Origin of the sequence: Paraburkholderia acidiphila (assembly GCF_009789655.1) — a bacterium.
Taxonomy (GTDB): Bacteria; Pseudomonadota; Gammaproteobacteria; order Burkholderiales; family Burkholderiaceae; genus Paraburkholderia; species Paraburkholderia acidiphila.
Genome location: NZ_CP046911.1, coordinates 138,439 through 155,123, shown reverse-complemented (window position 1 = coordinate 155,123; position 16,685 = coordinate 138,439). Strand labels below are relative to the sequence as shown.

At 65.1% G+C, this 16,685-nt stretch carries 17 protein-coding genes; 15 read left to right on the top strand and 2 right to left on the bottom strand.

Annotated features, from left to right (window positions below; all coding sequences use genetic code 11):
• Positions 1–71 precede the first annotated feature (71 nt).
• The 4 genes from FAZ97_RS24970 to FAZ97_RS24955 all read left to right on the top strand — a co-directional run bounded on the left by FAZ97_RS24970 (position 72) and on the right by FAZ97_RS24955 (position 5,041).
• The gene (locus tag FAZ97_RS24970) at positions 72–1,484 is read left to right on the top strand and encodes an MFS transporter (protein ID WP_158761194.1); all 1,413 of its coding nucleotides are present in this window, start codon (positions 72–74) and stop codon (positions 1,482–1,484) included.
• On the top strand, positions 1,481–2,839 hold the full coding sequence (locus tag FAZ97_RS24965) for an MmgE/PrpD family protein (protein ID WP_158761193.1): 1,359 nt from the start codon (positions 1,481–1,483) through the stop codon (positions 2,837–2,839). Before FAZ97_RS24970 ends, FAZ97_RS24965 begins: the two co-directional genes overlap by 4 nt.
• Positions 2,832–3,515 carry an MmgE/PrpD family protein gene (locus tag FAZ97_RS24960; RefSeq protein WP_158761192.1) on the top strand — a complete coding sequence of 228 codons (684 nt, stop codon included), beginning with the start codon at positions 2,832–2,834 and terminating at the stop codon, positions 3,513–3,515. The genes FAZ97_RS24965 and FAZ97_RS24960 overlap by 8 nt, the downstream gene beginning before the upstream one ends.
• Positions 3,516–3,622: 107 nt before the next feature.
• Positions 3,623–5,041 carry an MmgE/PrpD family protein gene (locus tag FAZ97_RS24955; protein ID WP_199272188.1) on the top strand — a complete coding sequence of 473 codons (1,419 nt, stop codon included), beginning with the start codon at positions 3,623–3,625 and terminating at the stop codon, positions 5,039–5,041.
• A gap of 6 nt (positions 5,042–5,047) precedes the next feature.
• Here the strand turns inward: FAZ97_RS24955 and FAZ97_RS24950 are convergent, their stop codons facing one another.
• Complete coding sequence (locus tag FAZ97_RS24950) at positions 5,048–6,058, bottom strand: glycosyltransferase family 2 protein (protein ID WP_158761190.1); 1,011 nt, start codon at positions 6,056–6,058, stop codon at positions 5,048–5,050.
• An 86-nt stretch (positions 6,059–6,144) separates the two neighbouring features.
• On the opposite strand from FAZ97_RS24950, the gene FAZ97_RS24945 reads away from it, so the two are divergent.
• The 11 genes from FAZ97_RS24945 (at position 6,145) to FAZ97_RS24895 (ending at position 16,001) form a co-directional block, all read left to right on the top strand.
• Positions 6,145–6,318: a hypothetical protein gene (locus FAZ97_RS24945; protein ID WP_158761189.1), complete on the top strand. Its 174-nt coding sequence runs from the start codon at positions 6,145–6,147 to the stop codon at positions 6,316–6,318.
• A 65-nt stretch (positions 6,319–6,383) separates the two neighbouring features.
• Positions 6,384–7,469, top strand: coding sequence for an aromatic acid exporter family protein (locus FAZ97_RS24940; RefSeq protein WP_158761188.1), 1,086 nt, complete (start codon positions 6,384–6,386; stop codon positions 7,467–7,469).
• A 352-nt stretch (positions 7,470–7,821) separates the two neighbouring features.
• Positions 7,822–9,096, top strand: coding sequence for an MFS transporter (locus tag FAZ97_RS24935; protein ID WP_158761187.1), 1,275 nt, complete (start codon positions 7,822–7,824; stop codon positions 9,094–9,096).
• Positions 9,097–9,211: 115 nt separating this feature from the next.
• On the top strand, positions 9,212–10,141 hold the full coding sequence (locus tag FAZ97_RS24930; protein ID WP_158761186.1) for a LysR family transcriptional regulator: 930 nt from the start codon (positions 9,212–9,214) through the stop codon (positions 10,139–10,141).
• A gap of 141 nt (positions 10,142–10,282) precedes the next feature.
• Entirely contained in the window at positions 10,283–10,777 is a 495-nt protein-coding gene (locus tag FAZ97_RS24925) for a cupin domain-containing protein (protein WP_158761185.1), read from the top strand.
• 41 nt (positions 10,778–10,818) lie between these two features.
• Positions 10,819–11,838, top strand: coding sequence for a hydroxyquinol 1,2-dioxygenase (locus FAZ97_RS24920; RefSeq protein ID WP_158761184.1), 1,020 nt, complete (start codon positions 10,819–10,821; stop codon positions 11,836–11,838).
• Between the two features lie 51 nt (positions 11,839–11,889).
• Entirely contained in the window at positions 11,890–13,356 is a 1,467-nt protein-coding gene (locus FAZ97_RS24915; protein WP_158761183.1) for an aldehyde dehydrogenase family protein, read from the top strand.
• Between the two features lie 7 nt (positions 13,357–13,363).
• Positions 13,364–14,431, top strand: coding sequence for a maleylacetate reductase (locus tag FAZ97_RS24910; RefSeq protein WP_158761182.1), 1,068 nt, complete (start codon positions 13,364–13,366; stop codon positions 14,429–14,431).
• Positions 14,432–14,471: 40 nt separating this feature from the next.
• Positions 14,472–15,344: an intradiol ring-cleavage dioxygenase gene (locus FAZ97_RS24905; protein WP_158761181.1), complete on the top strand. Its 873-nt coding sequence runs from the start codon at positions 14,472–14,474 to the stop codon at positions 15,342–15,344.
• Positions 15,341–15,661: a YciI family protein gene (locus FAZ97_RS24900; RefSeq protein WP_158761180.1), complete on the top strand. Its 321-nt coding sequence runs from the start codon at positions 15,341–15,343 to the stop codon at positions 15,659–15,661. Before FAZ97_RS24905 ends, FAZ97_RS24900 begins: the two co-directional genes overlap by 4 nt.
• Positions 15,662–15,665: 4 nt before the next feature.
• Entirely contained in the window at positions 15,666–16,001 is a 336-nt protein-coding gene (locus FAZ97_RS24895) for a Rieske (2Fe-2S) protein (RefSeq protein WP_158761179.1), read from the top strand.
• Between the two features lie 31 nt (positions 16,002–16,032).
• Here the strand turns inward: FAZ97_RS24895 and FAZ97_RS24890 are convergent, their stop codons facing one another.
• Positions 16,033–16,482 (bottom strand): ester cyclase, encoded by a 450-nt coding sequence (locus tag FAZ97_RS24890; RefSeq protein WP_158761178.1) that lies wholly within the window; start codon positions 16,480–16,482, stop codon positions 16,033–16,035.
• Between the last annotated feature and the right edge of the window lie 203 nt (positions 16,483–16,685).

Here is a 16,685-nt window from a genome sequence, read left to right as displayed (position 1 = left end):
GCCATATACTGGTTCTTACTGTCGACACTAAAACAAAGTCCGATCGGCTGCCCGTCAGGCAAGGAGACGCCATGTACATGGGAACTGAGATCGCCGGGTCAACGCACGTCGAGGCCAGCGTCTCGGCGCGGCTCGACCGGCTGCCGCCTACGCGGTATTTTCGCGGGCTTGTCGCGCGCATCGCGGTGGGCGGTTGGTTCGAGTTCTACGAGATGTTCATGGCGGCCTATATCTCGCTGGGCTTGATCCACAGCGGGCTGTACCGCGCCACGACCGCCGGCCTCTTCGACGTGAACGGCTTCGCCAGCTTCCTCGGTTCGTTCTTCGCGGGCATGTTCGTCGGCACGGTGGCGCTGGGCGGCATTACCGACCGCTTCGGGCGGCGCGTGGTGTTCACCTTTGCCATGCTGACGTACTCCGTGGCGAGCTTCATCGCCGCCTTCCAGCATTCGCCGGTGGGCATGGACGCCTGGCGCTTCGTGGCGGGCGTGGGTATCGGCATGCAGCTCATTACTGTCGACACTTATATCTCCGAGCTCACCCCGCGCGATGCGCGCGGACGCTACACGGCGTTCAGCATTCTCGTCATTCTCACTTCGGTGCCGGTGGTCGCCGTGATTTCCTATGCGCTCGTGCCGCGCACCTTCCTCGGCATGGAAGGCTGGCGCTGGGTGATGATCATCGGCGCGGCCGGCGCGGTGTTCATCTGGTTCATTCGCCACGGCTTGCCGGAGTCGCCGCGCTGGCTGGAGAGCAAGGGACGCGTGAGCGAGGCGCGCCAGATCGTCGACGAGATCGAGCGCAAGGTGGTCGCCGAAACCGGCAAGCCGCTCGCCGAACCGCCCGAAGGCCCGGACGCGAACCCGCTGCAGGCAAGCGGCGCGTGGATCGAGATGTGGCAGGGCCGCTACTTCAAGCGCACGGTGATGCTCTCGCTCTTCAACTTCTGCCAGACCTTCGGCGTGTACGGTTTCGGCGCGTGGGTGCCGGTGCTGCTGTATTCGAAGGGCATCACGATCACGCATTCGCTGCTCTACACCATGGTGATCGCCATTACGACGCCGCTCGGCGCCATCGGCGCCATGGCGTGCGCGGAGCGCTTCCAGCGCAAGTGGCAACTGGTCGGCTGCGCCATCGTCGTGGCCGTGGCGGGCGTTATGTTCGGCCAGGTGCGCGACCCCGTGCCGATCCTGCTTTTCGGCAGCGCGGTCACGATCGCGAACAACTGGCTCATCGGTATCTTCCATACCTATCAGGCCGAGCTGTATCCCACGCGTATTCGTGCGCGCGCCGTGGGCTTCGTCTTCAGCTGGAGCCGCGTGAGTTCGATTTTCGTCGGCTTCTGGGTGGCGGCGCTGCTCAAGCACTATGGCGTGCCCGCCGTCTTCCTGCTGATTTCATCGGCGATGGTCGTGATCGTCGTGGCGGTTGGCGCGTGGGGGCCGAAAACCAACGGTGTACGTCTTGAGGAGTTGTCGCAATGAGTGGTTCCATTGCCGCCGCGTTCGCGCAGGGCTTGTACGCACTGGCACAGCGTCCGTTGCCCGCCGGCGTCTTGAAGGAAGCGAAGCGTTCGTTCATCAATGTTGTTGGCACAACGATCGGCGCGTGCAGGCATCCGGGCGTGGGTGCGATACTCGCCGCTGCAAGCGACCTGGGGGCTCCGGGCGAGGCGGGCGTGCTGGGCCGCACCGAGCGCACCGACGTGCATTTCGCCGCGCTGGCGAACGGCTTCGCCGGTCATCTCGACGATTTCGACGATACGCATCTCGCCACCGTGATCCATCCCGCGGCGTCCACGCTTGCGGTGCTTACTGCGCTCGCGCCGCAAACGCGGCCCACCGGCGCGCAGGCACTCACGGCTTTCGCGATGGGGTGCGAGGCGCAACTGCGAGTGGGCGTGGCCATCTCGCCCGAGCACTACGACCGGGGCTGGCATATCACGGGCACGTGCGGCGTGATTGGCTGCGCGGTCACGGCGGCACTCCTTCTCGGCCTCGACGAAGCCGGACTTAAGGAGGCCGTATCGATTGCCGCCTCGATGTTCATCGGGCAGCGCGAAGCCTTCGGCACCATGACCAAGCCGTTTCATCCCGGCAAAGCGGCTGCCAACGGCATCGACGCCGCGCGGCTCGCCCAGCACGGGCAGCACGCGGCTGCGGATATTTTCGAAGCGCCGGGAGGCTATGCGCGATCGCTCTCGACGAAAGTGGACTTCGAGCGCATGAACGGCGAGTTCGATGAACGCTGGGAACTGCTGTTCAACACCTACAAACCGTATCCGTGCGGGATCGTCGCCCATCCTGCCATCGACGCGGGCCTCGCGATTGCGGGCCGCATTGTGGATGCCGCTTCGGTCGACGCGATCGTGCTGCGTTGCCATCCGCTTGTGCCCGAGCTGATGGGCAATCCGCAGCCTCATGACGGCCTGCAGGCGCGGTTCAGCGCAATTCATGGCGTGGCCGCTGCGCTGTGCGACGGTCAAGTGGGTCTCGCGCAGTACGACGACAGCCGCGTGACGCGCGACGACGTGAAAGTGCTGCGCGCGAAAACAACGCTCGTGCCCGACGCCGCTGTGAACCGCGACGAGGTGTACATCGAGGCGCGGCTTCGCGACGGCAGCGTTGCCGCGCATCACGTCGAACACGCGCGCGGCAGTCTCGCGCGGCCCCTGACTGACGACGAACTGCTGGACAAGGTGCGCGCGCTGATCGACCCGCGGCTTGGCGCAGGTGCGGCGGATCGTATCGCCACTGTCGTCGAGAACGTGGAGCGCGCAACGAATCTCGATGCGTTTTTCGCCCTGTGCACGCCGAACAAGGATCTGGTTCATGCATAACCCCGCCACTCATTCCGCCGTATCCGACGCATTCGTGGCGCTGGCCGCTGCGCAGCCTGGCGCGCGCGAAATCGAAGCCGCGCGCAGTGCCGTGACCAACGCGCGCCGCTGCGCCGCGCAGCCCCGCGAAGCCAGCCCGCTGAACGAAATGCTCGGGCAGGCTACCGATGCGCGCTTGCGCGCATGGCAGCTTGGCGCTGCGCTTGCCACGCTGGATGCCGGTTCGACCGCCACGCCCGTCATTGCGGCAGCGCTTGCGCTGGGCGAGTCGATCGAGGCCACCGAAGAAGACATCGCCGCCGCCGTCGCGACCGGCACGCGCGCTTCGGCGCGGCTGGGGGCCGCCGTGGACGACGAAGCGTTTCGCGCGCGCTGGAACGTGGCAGCAACGCTCGGAATCGTGGGGGCGACGCTCGCGGCGGCGCGTCTTCTCGGGCTCGACGCGCTGCGCACGCGCCACGCGCTCGGCATCGCCGCCACGCAGGCCGCGGGCCTCGCGCGCAACGCGGGCGAAGCCATGGGCGCGTTGGAAACCGGCAAGGCGGCCGCAGATGCGATCGAAGCGGCACTGCTCGCGAAACACGGCTTCACGAGTGCAGCGGCTTCGATAGACGGGCGGCGCGGATTGGCCGCGCTCATGGCATACCGTTTCGATGCGGGAGCGATTACCGCGTGAGCCGCACCTGGCAGACCGATGAAAATACGGATTCCGAACGGATAAAGATGCCAATATTGCCTTCGTCCTCGCGCCGCCGCTTGCTTCAATGCGCCGCGGCGTGCAGCGTGTTGTCCGTCCTCGACGCTAAGCACGCACTTGCCGCCGACGCATCGCCCTCGACATCGCCAGACGACACCGGCATCACCGCGCAACTCGCGCGCTACATCGTCGCCGCGCGCGACAAGCCGTTGCCCGACGCCGTGCTGATCGAGTGCAAGAACCACATACTCGACACCTTCGGCGCGATGGTCTCGGGTTCTCGCATGCGACCCGGCATGCTGGCGACGCAATACGTGCGCTCGCTCGGCGGCGCGCCGCAGGCATCGGTCGTGGGTTCAGACCTGCGCACGAGCACGGTGAACGCCGCGCTCGCCAACGCCATGTGTGCGCATTCCGACGAGACCGACGACTTCGAGCCCGTCACGAAGGCGCACCCCGGCTGCTCCACGGTGCCCGCCGCGCTCGCGCTAGGCGAAGGCCAGGGCGCATCGGGCGCGGCGTTCGTGCGCGCCGTCGCGCTGGGCTACGACACCGCGTGCCGGCTCCTGATGGCGCTCGGCCCGGACCTCGTGCGCGCATCGCACCGCAGCGCGGAAGGCACGGCCTCGACGTTCGGCGCGCTCGGCGCGGCCGCTGCGCTCGCGCGGCTCGACGAACGCCAGACCCGCTATGCGATCTCTTACGCGGCGCAACAGGTCTCGGGGCTGTGGAGTTGGGTGAAGGACCGCGACCACATCGAAAAGGCGTTCGATTTCGCGGGCATGGGCGCGCGCAATGGCGTGATGGCGGCGACCATGGTGCAGTCAGGCATGACCGGCGTGGCCGATGTGCTCGACGGCACGCACAATCTCTTCATCGCGCTTTCCGCGAAGCCGCAGCCAGAGGCGATGATCGACCGGCTCGGCAGCCGCTTCTTCGTCACGGAAACGGCGATCAAGACGTATTCGGTGGGCTATCCGATTCAATCGCCCCTCGACGCATTGCTCACGCTGCGGCGGCAATATCAGCTCACGCCGGACAACGTGCGCACGGTAGTGGTGAAGGTGCCGCCCGACGCGATCGGGATTGTCGGCGACAGTGCGATGCCCGACGTCAACTGCCAGCACATGGTGGCGCTGGCGCTCGTGAAGGGCGCGGTGTCGTTCGCGGACAGCCACGACGCAGCGCTCATGCGCGATCCGCAGATCCTGGCGCAGCGCGCGAAAGTGAGCGTCGTGGCGGACCCGAAGCTGAGCGACCCGGCCGCGCCGCGCGGCGGCATTGTCGAAGTGACATTGACCGACGGGCGCACCGTGAGCCACTACACACGCTTTCCGCCCGGCACGAAAGAGAATCCGCTGAGCGTCGCCCAGGTGAACGAGAAGGCGCGCGATCTCATGGAGCCGGTGCTCGGCCAGCGAAAGACCGCGCAACTGATCGAGCGGATCAACGCGCTGGAGCACGTAGCGAACATCGCCGACCTGCGGCCGCTGTTCACGACGTGAAGCGCGCTACGGCATGCGTGCTCGGGAAGTATCCACGCCTGGTTCGTCCTTGATGGTCAGCAGAGCGACGGACTCCGTGCCCGGCCGCCGCGTGGCCTTCCAGATCATCAACAGGTGGTAGTAAAGGCGCGGGCTGAAGCCGAAGCGATACGCGTAGAGATTGCCGAGCGCGAGTTGCAGCCCGGCGCGGGCCTCGCGATTGCGCGCGAGCAGCGAGACCACGATTGGCACGAGTCGGCGCATGGCGAGCTTGCGCGCCGGTTCCAGCTCGGGCGGCAGTGCGAGGCCGTCGAGAAAGCGCCACGCCGAAATCGACGAGGCATTGATGCTCGTGCGCGTCGCCTGGGATACCGAAACATCGGTGATGCGATAGCACGAGACGTATTCGTTCACATAGCACACACGCTTTGCCGCGAGACAAAGCTGCGTGCCGAACACATAGTCGCAACAGGTGCCGTAACGGTCGTCGTAGCCGATGCGCTTGACGAGCGCCGCATTGGCGAGCCAGCCGTTGTTGGGGAACATTTGCACGATGCCCACGCGGCCCGGCGGGTTTTGCAGTCCCGCCGCGCTGGCCGTACGGTGATACGCGGCGTTCATGCGCTCGCTGGCAGCATGCATGATGCGCCCGTCATGATCGGTTTCGTATTGATCGCCGAACGCGACTTCCAGATCCGGATAACGCTCCCACTGCGCAAGCAGCTTCTCGATGCAGTGCACGAGCAGGTAGTCGTCGTCGTGGATCAGCAGGATCTTGTCTCCGCTCGCGCGCTCGAAGAGGCTGGCCACGTTGGGCGCCTGGCCGAGCGCGGGCACGTTGCGCCGGTAGGCAATGCGCGCGTCGTTGCCGTAACGCGAGGCGACCAGGTGCGCCGTGCGATCGTCGCTCGAGTCGTCGCCGATCACGATCTCGATGTTCGCATGCGTTTGCATGAGGCACGACTCGATGCAGCGAACGAGCAGTTCAGGCCGGTTGTACGTCGGCAGGCAAATGGAGACCTTCGTTGTTGTCGTCATGGGCAGACCCCAGTGCTTGAGGGATGCGGAGACGTTCGCCAAAGCGGGTTCGTCATGCGAACTTCATCCGGTGGACATGACGGTAAATGAAAAAAACTCGAAAGAAATGGGAAATAATTCGGAAGGAACAGGGCTTGCGCATCGCGCCCCGCAGCGCCTTCTGCGGCGGGCATCCGCACGAAGTACCGGTCTTTGGTCCGACGAATCGGAAAGAAAATCCGGGCGGCAAAATAATCGGAAATTCGCCGGCGGTGAACTGAGTGCCGGAACAGTCGCGTCAATCGCGTTAACATTGGCGCTCCGCCTGAAACGACCGATGGCATCCATGGCTTCGATCTCCTACGCCCACAAACCGCTCACGCCGTTTCGCCGTGCGCTCGCCCGCTTTTCCCTCTCCGAACTTGCGAAATACACGAAGCTCACGCTCGGCATGTGGATCGGCTTCGGCGTTCCGTACGCGTGCGGATATCCCGAGGCGGCGGTCGCGCTCTCGGGTTCGGCCATGCTCACGCTCGCGCTCGGCAGTTCCATCTCGGCGGCGCGCGGGTACTTTTACAAGCGCGTGATGTCGAACCTCGTGGCGATGCCGATCGGCACGCTGCTGATCTGGCTGACTGCGCCGCATTTGTGGCTGGGGGTGATCCTGCTGCCGCTCGTGATCTTCACGATCGTACGCATCCGGCCTTCGGTGTTCCAGATGACGAGCGTCACCGTGCCGATGACGCTCGTGTTGTACACCGGCGAGCACATCCCGCTGCTGGAGCAGCGCTTGATCGGCGTGGTGCTTGGGATGCTGCTCGGTTTTATCATCCAGCAGATCGCGTTTCCGCCCGATCACGGCTTCTGGGCGAATACGCTCGTCAACGACGGCAACGCGCAGGCCGAAGCGTTGCTGAGCGAAGTCGCGACGAAAACACTGGACCGCGCGAAGCTGAAATCGGCGACCGCCGCGCTGCGCGTGTCGAGCAGCAATCTGAAGCAGGCGCACGATCTCCTCAAGTCGGACCTGGAGCAATCGTGGGTGTCGTCGCATTTGAAGCGCAACCGCGATCGCCTGCCGCTGTTCTCGTGCTACCACGAGCTATTCGATTCGATCGTCGGCTTCCTCGAAACACTCGACACGTTCAACGCGCAATACGAGGCGCTGGACGCGCAATGGAAAGACGCGTACCGGCGCGGCCTGGCGCGTCTCGTGGACGTCCACCGGCAACTGGCTTCCCAGGCCGATCTTCGGGTGGAACGCCCGGGCCTGCTCGTCGAGCCGCTGACGCGCGAGGAACTGCATGCGCTTGTCGAAGCACTGCCTGCAACCGGCGTGTTCACGAGCGTTTATCTCGGCCATTTGACGGGTTACGGCATCCTGCTGAGCCGCTTGAGCGACATGCATACCGAGCACTTGCGCAAGGCGTGAGCGCGGATACGTCCTCGATGTATTGAGCGCCTGCGCCGGCCTACCGCCCGGAGCGCAAGCGAGCGTCTACCCGTACTTCTCCTGGGGTGGGCGCGCCGCGGCGCAATGCGTTACGCACACCCCTCGCAGCGTCCCTGCTGCCTTGGCCGCCGCCCTCGCACGCCCGATTGTTCGCGATTCGCAAATGACGTATTCGGACGTTATCCGGTACTGATTACGGCCTCCTTGCGTCTATCTTGGCGGCGTCGATGTCGATGGCGTCCTGCAAGCCCGCAGCGTTACCCCTCGCGTCGCACATCGTTTTCGAACATGAGCGTGTGGCGCGGCATCCGGCCGGCCCAAGGAGACAGAGATGAAACCGAACACATGGGATACGGCCTACGAATGGAAGGCCGTGACGCTGCTGGCGCTGGGCTTCGGCCTCGTGGGCCTCGACCGCTGGCTGATCGCGCCGCTGTTCCCGTCCATCATGAAAGACCTCAACCTCAATGCGCAGGATGTCGGCAACTGCATCGGCATACTCGGCCTTTCGTGGGGCGTGTTCGCGGCAGTCATGGGCGGTTTGTCGGACAAAGTCGGGCGGCGCAAGGTGCTGATTCCGGCGATCATCGCGTTCTCGCTGCTTTCGGGCTTTTCCGGCATTGCAGGCGGCTTTGCGAGCCTGCTGGCCGTGCGCGCGCTGATGGGCGTGGCCGAAGGCTCGTTTTGCCCAACGAGCTTCGCCGCCACGGCCGATGCTTCTCACCCCAAGCGCCGCGGCTTCAATCTCGGGCTCCAGCAAAGCGGCTTCGCGCTGTTCGGACTCGCGCTTGCGCCGATCATCGCCACGCAACTGCTCGGCGTGATGAGCTGGCGCTGGGTGTTCGCGCTTGTCTCGGTACCGGGCCTCATCCTCGGCCTGCTGATGTACCGCGTGATCCGCGAGCCGCAAGGCGCGCCGTCGCCCGCCGCGAGTGCGCACGCGGTAAAGGCCGAGCGCGGCCACTGGCGCGACGTGATCCGCAGCCGCAACATTCCCGTGGCGATGGTCGCGCTCTTCTGTGCCATGACGGGCGTGTTCGTGCTCGGCGCCATGCTGCCGCTCTACCTCACGCAGTATCTGTCGCTCGACACACAGCGCATGGGCATCGTGGCCTCGGCAATCGGCTTTGGCGGTTTCGTCGGACAGTTCGGCTTGCCCGGGCTTTCGGATCTGCTGGGCCGGCGCATGGCGAGCATCCTGGGCTTCGTGGGCACCGCTGTCATGCTGATCGTGTTTCGTGGTCTCGGCGCGCAGCCGCTCGAACTCTTCGTGGTGCTGTTCGCGGCTTCCTTCTTCACGCTGGGCCTCGTTTCGCTGCTCTCGGGACCCGTTGCCACCGAAGCCGCGCCGATTGGCATGGTTTCGACCTCGATCGGCCTCGTGGTGGGCGCGGGTGAAATCTTCGGCGGCGGCGTGGCGCCCGCGCTTGCCGGGTTCGTTGCAGCGCATTTCGGTATCCAGAATATTTTGTGGCTGCCGATTGGCGCGGTGTTGCTCGGTGTGCTGGTGAGTCTCCTGCTGAAGGAAACCGCGCCCGCGAAGCTGCGGCGCGGCGAGCCCGTTGCCGCTGACGCGCCATTGCCAGCGGCGGGGCAGGCCGAGTAAGGGTAGCGCGCCGTGCAGCGCTCACACTTGCCATGCCGCCCGCGCCGTAGCGGCGCGAGCGACGGGAAGCGGGCCCTATACTGGGAGGGCGCGAACCCATAAAGAAGAGAGGAGCATGGATCGATTCCTGAGCATCGAGGCATTTGTGCGCGTCGCGGAAACGAGCAGTTTCGCGGAAGCGGCCCGGCAACTCGGCGTCACCAGTTCGGTCGTGACGAACCGCATCCAGCAACTGGAGAAGTTCGTCAACGCGCCGCTCTTTCATCGCAGTACGCGGCATGTACGCCTCTCCGAAGTCGGGGAGGCGTTTTATCGTGAATGCGCCGAGGTGGTGGGGCGCGTGAACGAGCTGACCGACCAGATGCGCGAGCTGCGCGCCACGCCAACGGGCAGGCTGCGCATCCAGATATTGCCGGGCTTCGCGCTGGGCCATTTCGGCGCGCCGCTTGCCGAGTTCAACCGCCGCTATCCCGGCATTCAGCTCGATGTGATCGTCAACGACCGCGTGGTCGATCCGATCGAAGAGGGCTTCGACGTCGCCTTCCAGATCTTCCCGCCTATTTCCGACTCGCTGATCGAGCGGCGGCTGTTTTCGGTGCGGCGGCTCTTTTGCGCCACGCCCGCGTACGTGGCGGAGCATGGCGCGCCGCAGCATCCACGCGAATTGCTGCAGCACACCACGGCGCTCTATTCGGGCTATCCCTCGCGCAATCGCTGGACGATGACACGCGGCGAGGAAGTCGTGGAGATGGAATTGCCCGGCATGATTCGCTCGAACTCCGTGCATTTGCTGCGCGACTACGCGCTCACGGGCGGCGGCGTGGTGTGCCTGCCTACGCTCGTGGCCAGCGAGTCGCTCCTGAACGGTTCGCTCGTGCCGATCCTCACCGACTATCACCTTACGGCATTGAGCTTTGCCGCCGTGTATCCGTCCACGCAGCGCCAGGCCCTGAAAGTGAAGGCGCTCGTGGAGTTTCTCGCCGAATATCTGGGCCCCGAGCCCGCGTGGGACGTGCCGCTGATCGAGCGCGGCTGGGTACGCTAACGCCTGCGGCGCGTCGCTGGATTTGCCTCGCGCGATTATTTGCGAAACGCGAATGCCGTAGTCGCCTGGCCGCCGGTTGTGGCCGCTGCGCAGCGCTCCTAAAGTTGTTTCCAACGACACCTTCCAAAACAGGAGACAGCCATGACCGATTCGTCGTTTCACACCGTCTTCGGTTCGCTCGAGCAGTACCGCAAGGGCGAGATCGAAATCACGAGCGGCGACGCCCGCCACTACGTTTTCTCGAACGTCTTCGAAGTCGCTGCAGGCTCGGCCCCCTTTGAAAAGGTCGTGGTCGGCAAGAACCTCGAATACGTGATCGAGGTGCTGCGCACGGAAGGCCAGTCGCGCTGGTTCGTCTGCGCACACGACGAGTTCGTGATCCTGATGGATGGCGAAGTGCGCATCGACTTCATCAAGCTCGATACGCCGCTCAATAGCGGTACGGGCACGGTCGACGCGGGCGAGCAACCGGCTGGCCGCAAGATGGGCCACGTGGTGTTGCGCCGCGGGCACCAGGCGCTGCTCCCGGCGGGCTGCGCATATCGCTTCAGCGCACAGAAGGCGGGCGTGGCGCTCGTGCAGACCAAAGTCGGTGAACTGTCCGTGCAGAAGTGGGCAGATATCTGCCTGCACTGATAACACGCGCCAATCCATCACTCGACTACTGGAGACACCAAATGGCCACCCTCGACACCCTCGACCACTCCGCAGGTTTTGCCGCCGACACCGTACGCGCGAGCGAGCCTGACGCCGTGACCGGCTATCGCCGCTACACGCTCGGCGCGTTCGAATTCACGCGCGACGAATACTTCGTGAAAGTGGTGTGGCCCGCGAAGGGGCAGACCCGCACGCACGCCATTCCCGCCGACGCGTTTCTGCGCGCGATGATGCGCGACGTGGCGTGGGGCTTCTTCTACGGCTGGGTGAATTTCGATCACGTGTTCGGCACGCGCAATCACTATGGCAAGGTGGACGTGTACGCAGGTTCGTTCAACGGCATCATGAAAGACGCTGGCGTGGACTATAGCGAGACCTTCGAAACGCCCACCATCATGGCGACCTTCAAGGCGATCCTGCACGACTGGACCAACGAAGGCTTCGACCCGTTCGCCGCGCCCGAGGAAACCGGCACCGCATTCGGCCGCAAGCACGGCGAAAACGACGCGGCGATCGAGCGCACGCGCATCGCCACGCGCCGCATGCCTGGGCTCGAAGGGGACTCGCCGCTGCGCGACGACCTGCCGGTGAATCGCGCCTTCGCCGACGTGCCTCAGGACAACCCCGAAGTGCATGTTGAACCCGGTTTCGAAGGCGAACTGCACGCGTTCAACCTCTTCAAGTACCTCTCGCGCTCGGACGTGACGTGGAACCCCTCGGTCACTTCGGTGTGCGGCCAGAGCCTGTTCTGCCCGACCACGGAGGAATACATCCTGCCAGTTTTCCACGGCAACGACCGCGTGGAATGGTTCCTGCAGCTTTCCGACGAAATCGTCTGGGACATCGGCGACAAAAACACCGGCGCGCCGCGCGCCCGCATCACCATGCGCGCGGGTGATATCTGCGCGATGCCCGCCGATATCCGTCATCAGGGCTATTCCACCAAGCGCTCGATGCTGCTCGTGTGGGAAAACGCGACGGCGGACTTGCCCAAGCGATACGAGAGCGGCGATCTCAAGCCGTATCCGGTCGACTTCTGAATGCGTCTCGCAGTTACGCAGTATGCCTAAGCATTAATCGAGGATTCACTCATGCAAACGCAATTGTTCATCGACGGCCGCTTCGTTGACGCTGTCGAGGGCGGCACCATCGACGTGCTCAATCCGCACGACGGCTCGCTGATCACGAAGATCGCCGCCGCTACCGCCGCCGATATCGATCTGGCCGTGGCCGCCGCCACGCGGGCTTTCCCCCAGTGGGCCGCGATGCCCGCCGCCGAGCGTGGCCGCCTGCTGCTGCGTCTGGCCGACGCCATCGAAGCGAACGGCGAAGAGCTCGCGCAACTGGAATCGCTCGACACGGGGCACCCGATTCGCGATTCGCGCGCGCTCGATGTTCCGCGCACGGCGGCGTGCTTCCGCTATTTCGGCGGCATGGCCGACAAGCTCCAGGGTTCGCTGATTCCTGTCGAGACGGGCTTTCTCAACTACGTGCAGCGCGCGCCCATTGGCGTGGTGGGCCAGATCGTGCCGTGGAATTTTCCGCTCATGTTCACGAGCTGGAAGATGGGTCCGGCCCTCGCGGCCGGCAACACGGTCGTGCTGAAGCCCTCGGAAATCACGCCGCTTTCCACGCTGCGCATTGTCGAGTTGATGGCGGAAGTCGGCTTTCCCGCGGGCGTCGTCAACATCGTGCCGGGCTATGGCCATACGGCCGGGCAGCGACTTGCCGAACACGAGGGCGTGGGCAAGATCGCCTTCACCGGCTCGACGGCTACGGGGCGGCGCATCGTGGAGGCATCGAAGGGAAACCTGAAGCGCGTGCAGCTCGAACTGGGCGGCAAGGGCGCCAATATCGTGTTCGACGACGCCGATCTCGACGCCGCCATCAACGGCGCGGCCTGGGCGATTTTCCACAACCAGGGCCAGGCGTGTATTGCAGGGTCGCGTCTGGTGCTGCACGAGCGCATCGCCGATGAATTTCTCGAACGCTTCGTCGCGCTCGCCGCTTCGATTCGTGTCGGAAATCCTTTGGATTCCGAAACAGAAATGGGGCCGCTCACGTCGCTGCAGCATCTGGAGCGTGTGAAGGCATTCGTGGACGTGGCGCGCGAGCAGGGCGGGCGCGTGCTCACGGGCGGCACCTCACCGCAGGACCCCGCGCTTGCCAACGGCTACTACGTGCGCCCCACGGTGATCGAAGCGAAGACGCCGGACGATCGTATCGCGCAGGAAGAGGTGTTCGGCCCGTTCGTTACCGTGCTGCGATTCAAGTCCGACGAAGAGGCGCTCGCCATTGCTAACGGGACCGACTACGGTCTCGGCAGCGGCCTGTGGACGCGCGACCTCTCTCGCGCGCACAGCATCGCGGGCAAGATTCACGCGGGCATGTGCTGGGTGAACTGCTACAAGCGCGTGAATCCGGGCAGCCCGTTCGGCGGCGTCGGTCAATCGGGCTACGGCCGCGAAATGGGCTTCGAGGCCATGCACGACTACACGGAGGCCCGCTCGGTGTGGGTCAATGTGGACGCGCAGGTGCCCCCGCACTTCAAGCGTTGAGGCACGTATGGATCGCTTCGTCTATCAGGGCTTGCCGTCGCGCGTGGTGTTCGGCTGGGGCAACCTCGCGCGGTTGCCCGAAGAAGTGGACCGGCTGGGCGCGCGCCGCGCGTTGATCCTTTCGACGCCCGAGCAGCGACCGCTTGCCGAAGAAGTCGCGCGACTGCTCGGCGAGCGCGCCGCCGGCATCCACGCGCAAGCGGTCATGCACGTGCCGGTGGAGGTTGCCCGGGCCGCGCGCGAACAGGCGGCGGCGCTGGACGCGCAGTGCTGTGTGGCCGTGGGTGGCGGCTCGACCATCGGCCTTGGCAAGGCCATCGCGCTCGAATCGGCGCTGCCGATTCTCGCCGTGCCCACCACATATGCGGGTTCGGAGATGACGCCCATCTACGGCCTCACCGAAGGGCGCCTGAAAAAGACCGGGCGCGACTTGCGCGTGCTGCCGCGCACGGTGATCTACGACCCGTCGCTCACTGTCTCCCTGCCTGCCGGGATTTCGGCGGCCTCTGGCGTGAACGCGATGGCGCACGCGGTGGAAGCGCTCTATGCGGACGACGCGAACCCGGTGATCAGCCTGATGGCCGAAGAATCGATTCGCGCATTGGGCGAAGCGCTGCCGGTGGTCGTGCGCCGCCCGGACGACGCGGCGATGCGCAGCCGCGCGCTTTACGGCGCGTGGCTCGCGGGCAGTTGCCTCGGCGCGGTGGGCATGGCGCTGCATCACAAGCTCTGCCACACGCTCGGCGGTACCTTCAACCTGCCCCATGCACAAACGCATGCGGTCATGCTGCCGCATACGGCCCACTACAACCACGCGGCTGCGCCACAAGCTCTAGAGCGCGTGGCGCGCGCGCTCGGTGGCGCGCATGCGGACGACGCGGGGCCGCGGCTTTACGCGTTGAACGAGTCGCTGGGTATTGCACTGTCACTCATGGAAATCGGCATGCCCGAAGCGGGCCTCGACGAAGCGGCCGATCTCGCGTGCACGAATGCCTATCCCAATCCGCGTCCGTTGGAGCGCGAGGCGATCCGTGCGCTGCTGCAACGCGCGTGGGATGGCACGGCACCGCGCTAGCCGCGTGCGTGACCTACAAAACAGAGGAAAGGAGACAACCATGACGATGCAAGGCACCGAGGCCGAACGCGCCTTGACCGAACAGGTCGTGAGCCGTTTCGCGGACACGCCCGACGCGCGCCTGCGCACGCTGATGCAAAGCCTCGTGCGGCATTTGCACGCCTACGTGCGCGAAGTCGAGCCGACGGAGGCGGAGTGGTTTGCGGCGATCCGCTTTTTGACCGAGACCGGCCAGATGTGCGATGACGTCGTGCGTCAGGAGTTCATTCTGCTTTCGGACACACTCGGCGTGTCGATGCTCGTCGACGCGATCAATCACCGCTACGCATCCGGTGCGACCGATACGACCGTGTTCGGCCCGTTCTATATCGACGGCATGCCGGAACGTGCCTATGGCGAGAACATGGCGTTCACCCCCGGCACGCCGGCACTCGTGCAAGGCCGCGTGATGACCACCGACGGCAAGCCCGTGGCGAACGCGCTGCTCGACGTGTGGCAGACGGCGGACAACGGTATGTACTCGGGGCAGGACACCGCGCAGCCGCACGGCAACCTGCGCGGCCGCTATCGCACCGACGCCGAGGGCCGCTATGCGATCCGCACCATCGTGCCCGTGTGCTACCCGATTCCGACCGACGGCCCGGTGGGCCGTATGCTCAACGCCACGGGGCGGTATCCGTGGCGGCCCGCCCATCTGCACTTCATGATTACGGCGGCGGACCACAGTACGCTCGTGACGCACCTGTTCAACCAGAACGACCCGTATCTGGACTCGGACGCGGTGTTCGGCGTGAAGCCCTCGCTGCTCGTGGACTATCGCGAGCACACCGCGGACGACGCGGCCGCGCAGCAGTTCGGCTTCGAGGGCGGCTTTAGTGAGGCGCGCTACGACTTCGTGCTGGAGCGCGCATGAGACCGCACACGCGCTACTACGCGGTATTCGCCACCGACAAGCCCGGCATGCGCGAAGTGCGCGAGCGCGAGCGCGCGGGGCATCGCACGTATCTGCGCGCCGCCGCGCAGCGCGGCGTGTTCGTGAGGCTGGGCGGCTCGACGCTCGCGCCGCATTGCAACGCGCTCAACGGCACACTGCTCGTGATCGAGGCGGAAGGCTACGACGACGTGATGCGCTTCGTGCGCGACGATCCCTATACGCTGGCGGGCTTGTTCGAACGTGTCGAGATTCGCCCGTGGGACTGGAATCTTGGCAATCCTGAGCAAAGAGTGTGAAGCTATGCAGACCGTGAGCCTGTGTTGTCTCGACGATGTGCCCGATGGCGGCGCGCGCGTGATCGACGCCGCGCCGGCAGGACGGCCGGTCGTCGTCGTGCGGCGTGCCGGCGAAGTGTGGGCGTATGCAAACCGCTGCCCGCACTTCTCGGTTCCGCTCGACTACGAGCCAGGCCGTGTGCCAACCTATCGCGCGCAGGTGATCATGTGCGCACATCACAGTGCGTTGTTTCGCTTCGAAGACGGGCAATGCATCGAAGGTCCGTGCGCTGGCGCGAAGCTCGATGCCATTCCCGTGTGGCTCGACGCGCACTCCAACGTCGTGACGCAATGCGCGTGAGGCGCTCAGCTATGTGCCGTTAGCGGCGCAGTCAGGCCCGCTTGATGAGCCCGAGTTGCGTGAGCGCCGTTACGCCGTCGTCGAGCCCGATCTCTTCCACGATCTTTCCGTTCTTCAGGCGCAATACCGTCGTGCCGGTGAAATGCATCTTGCGTCCGCTGGCCGCCGGTAACGATCCCGCGAGAAAGTCCCCGAAGGCCGGCCCCGAATGCGTGCCGCCGCCTTCCCACTGACCCACCACGTATTCGCCTTCGGCGATCAGGTCCGCTGCACCCCAGAAGTTCAGATTGGGGAACGCTGTGCGAAAGCCGGTCATGAACGCCTTGATGTCCTCGCGGCCGCGGCGCGGCTCGTGCAGCGAATACTTGAGCAGCATGTCCGGCGCGGCCAGCTCGTCGACGATACCCAGGTCGCAGGTCTCGCCCCAGAAACTCGTGAACCAGCGGCCAACGATCGCCTTGTTGTCTTCTTCCATCGACATGTTCGACTCCTTGCTGATTTCGATTCACGGTGAAGCAGGATTGCTTCGCCTGAAACGCACGATATCGAGGAGCGAGCCGTGTAAATACCCGTTTCTTGCCGTGATTTTCGAGCGGTATTCACGCGGTGGGGCGCGCTGAATTAGAGCGCAACATTCGGATCGGAACGCGAGGCGCGTTGGCGTATTGTGGGTCGGTATGCGAT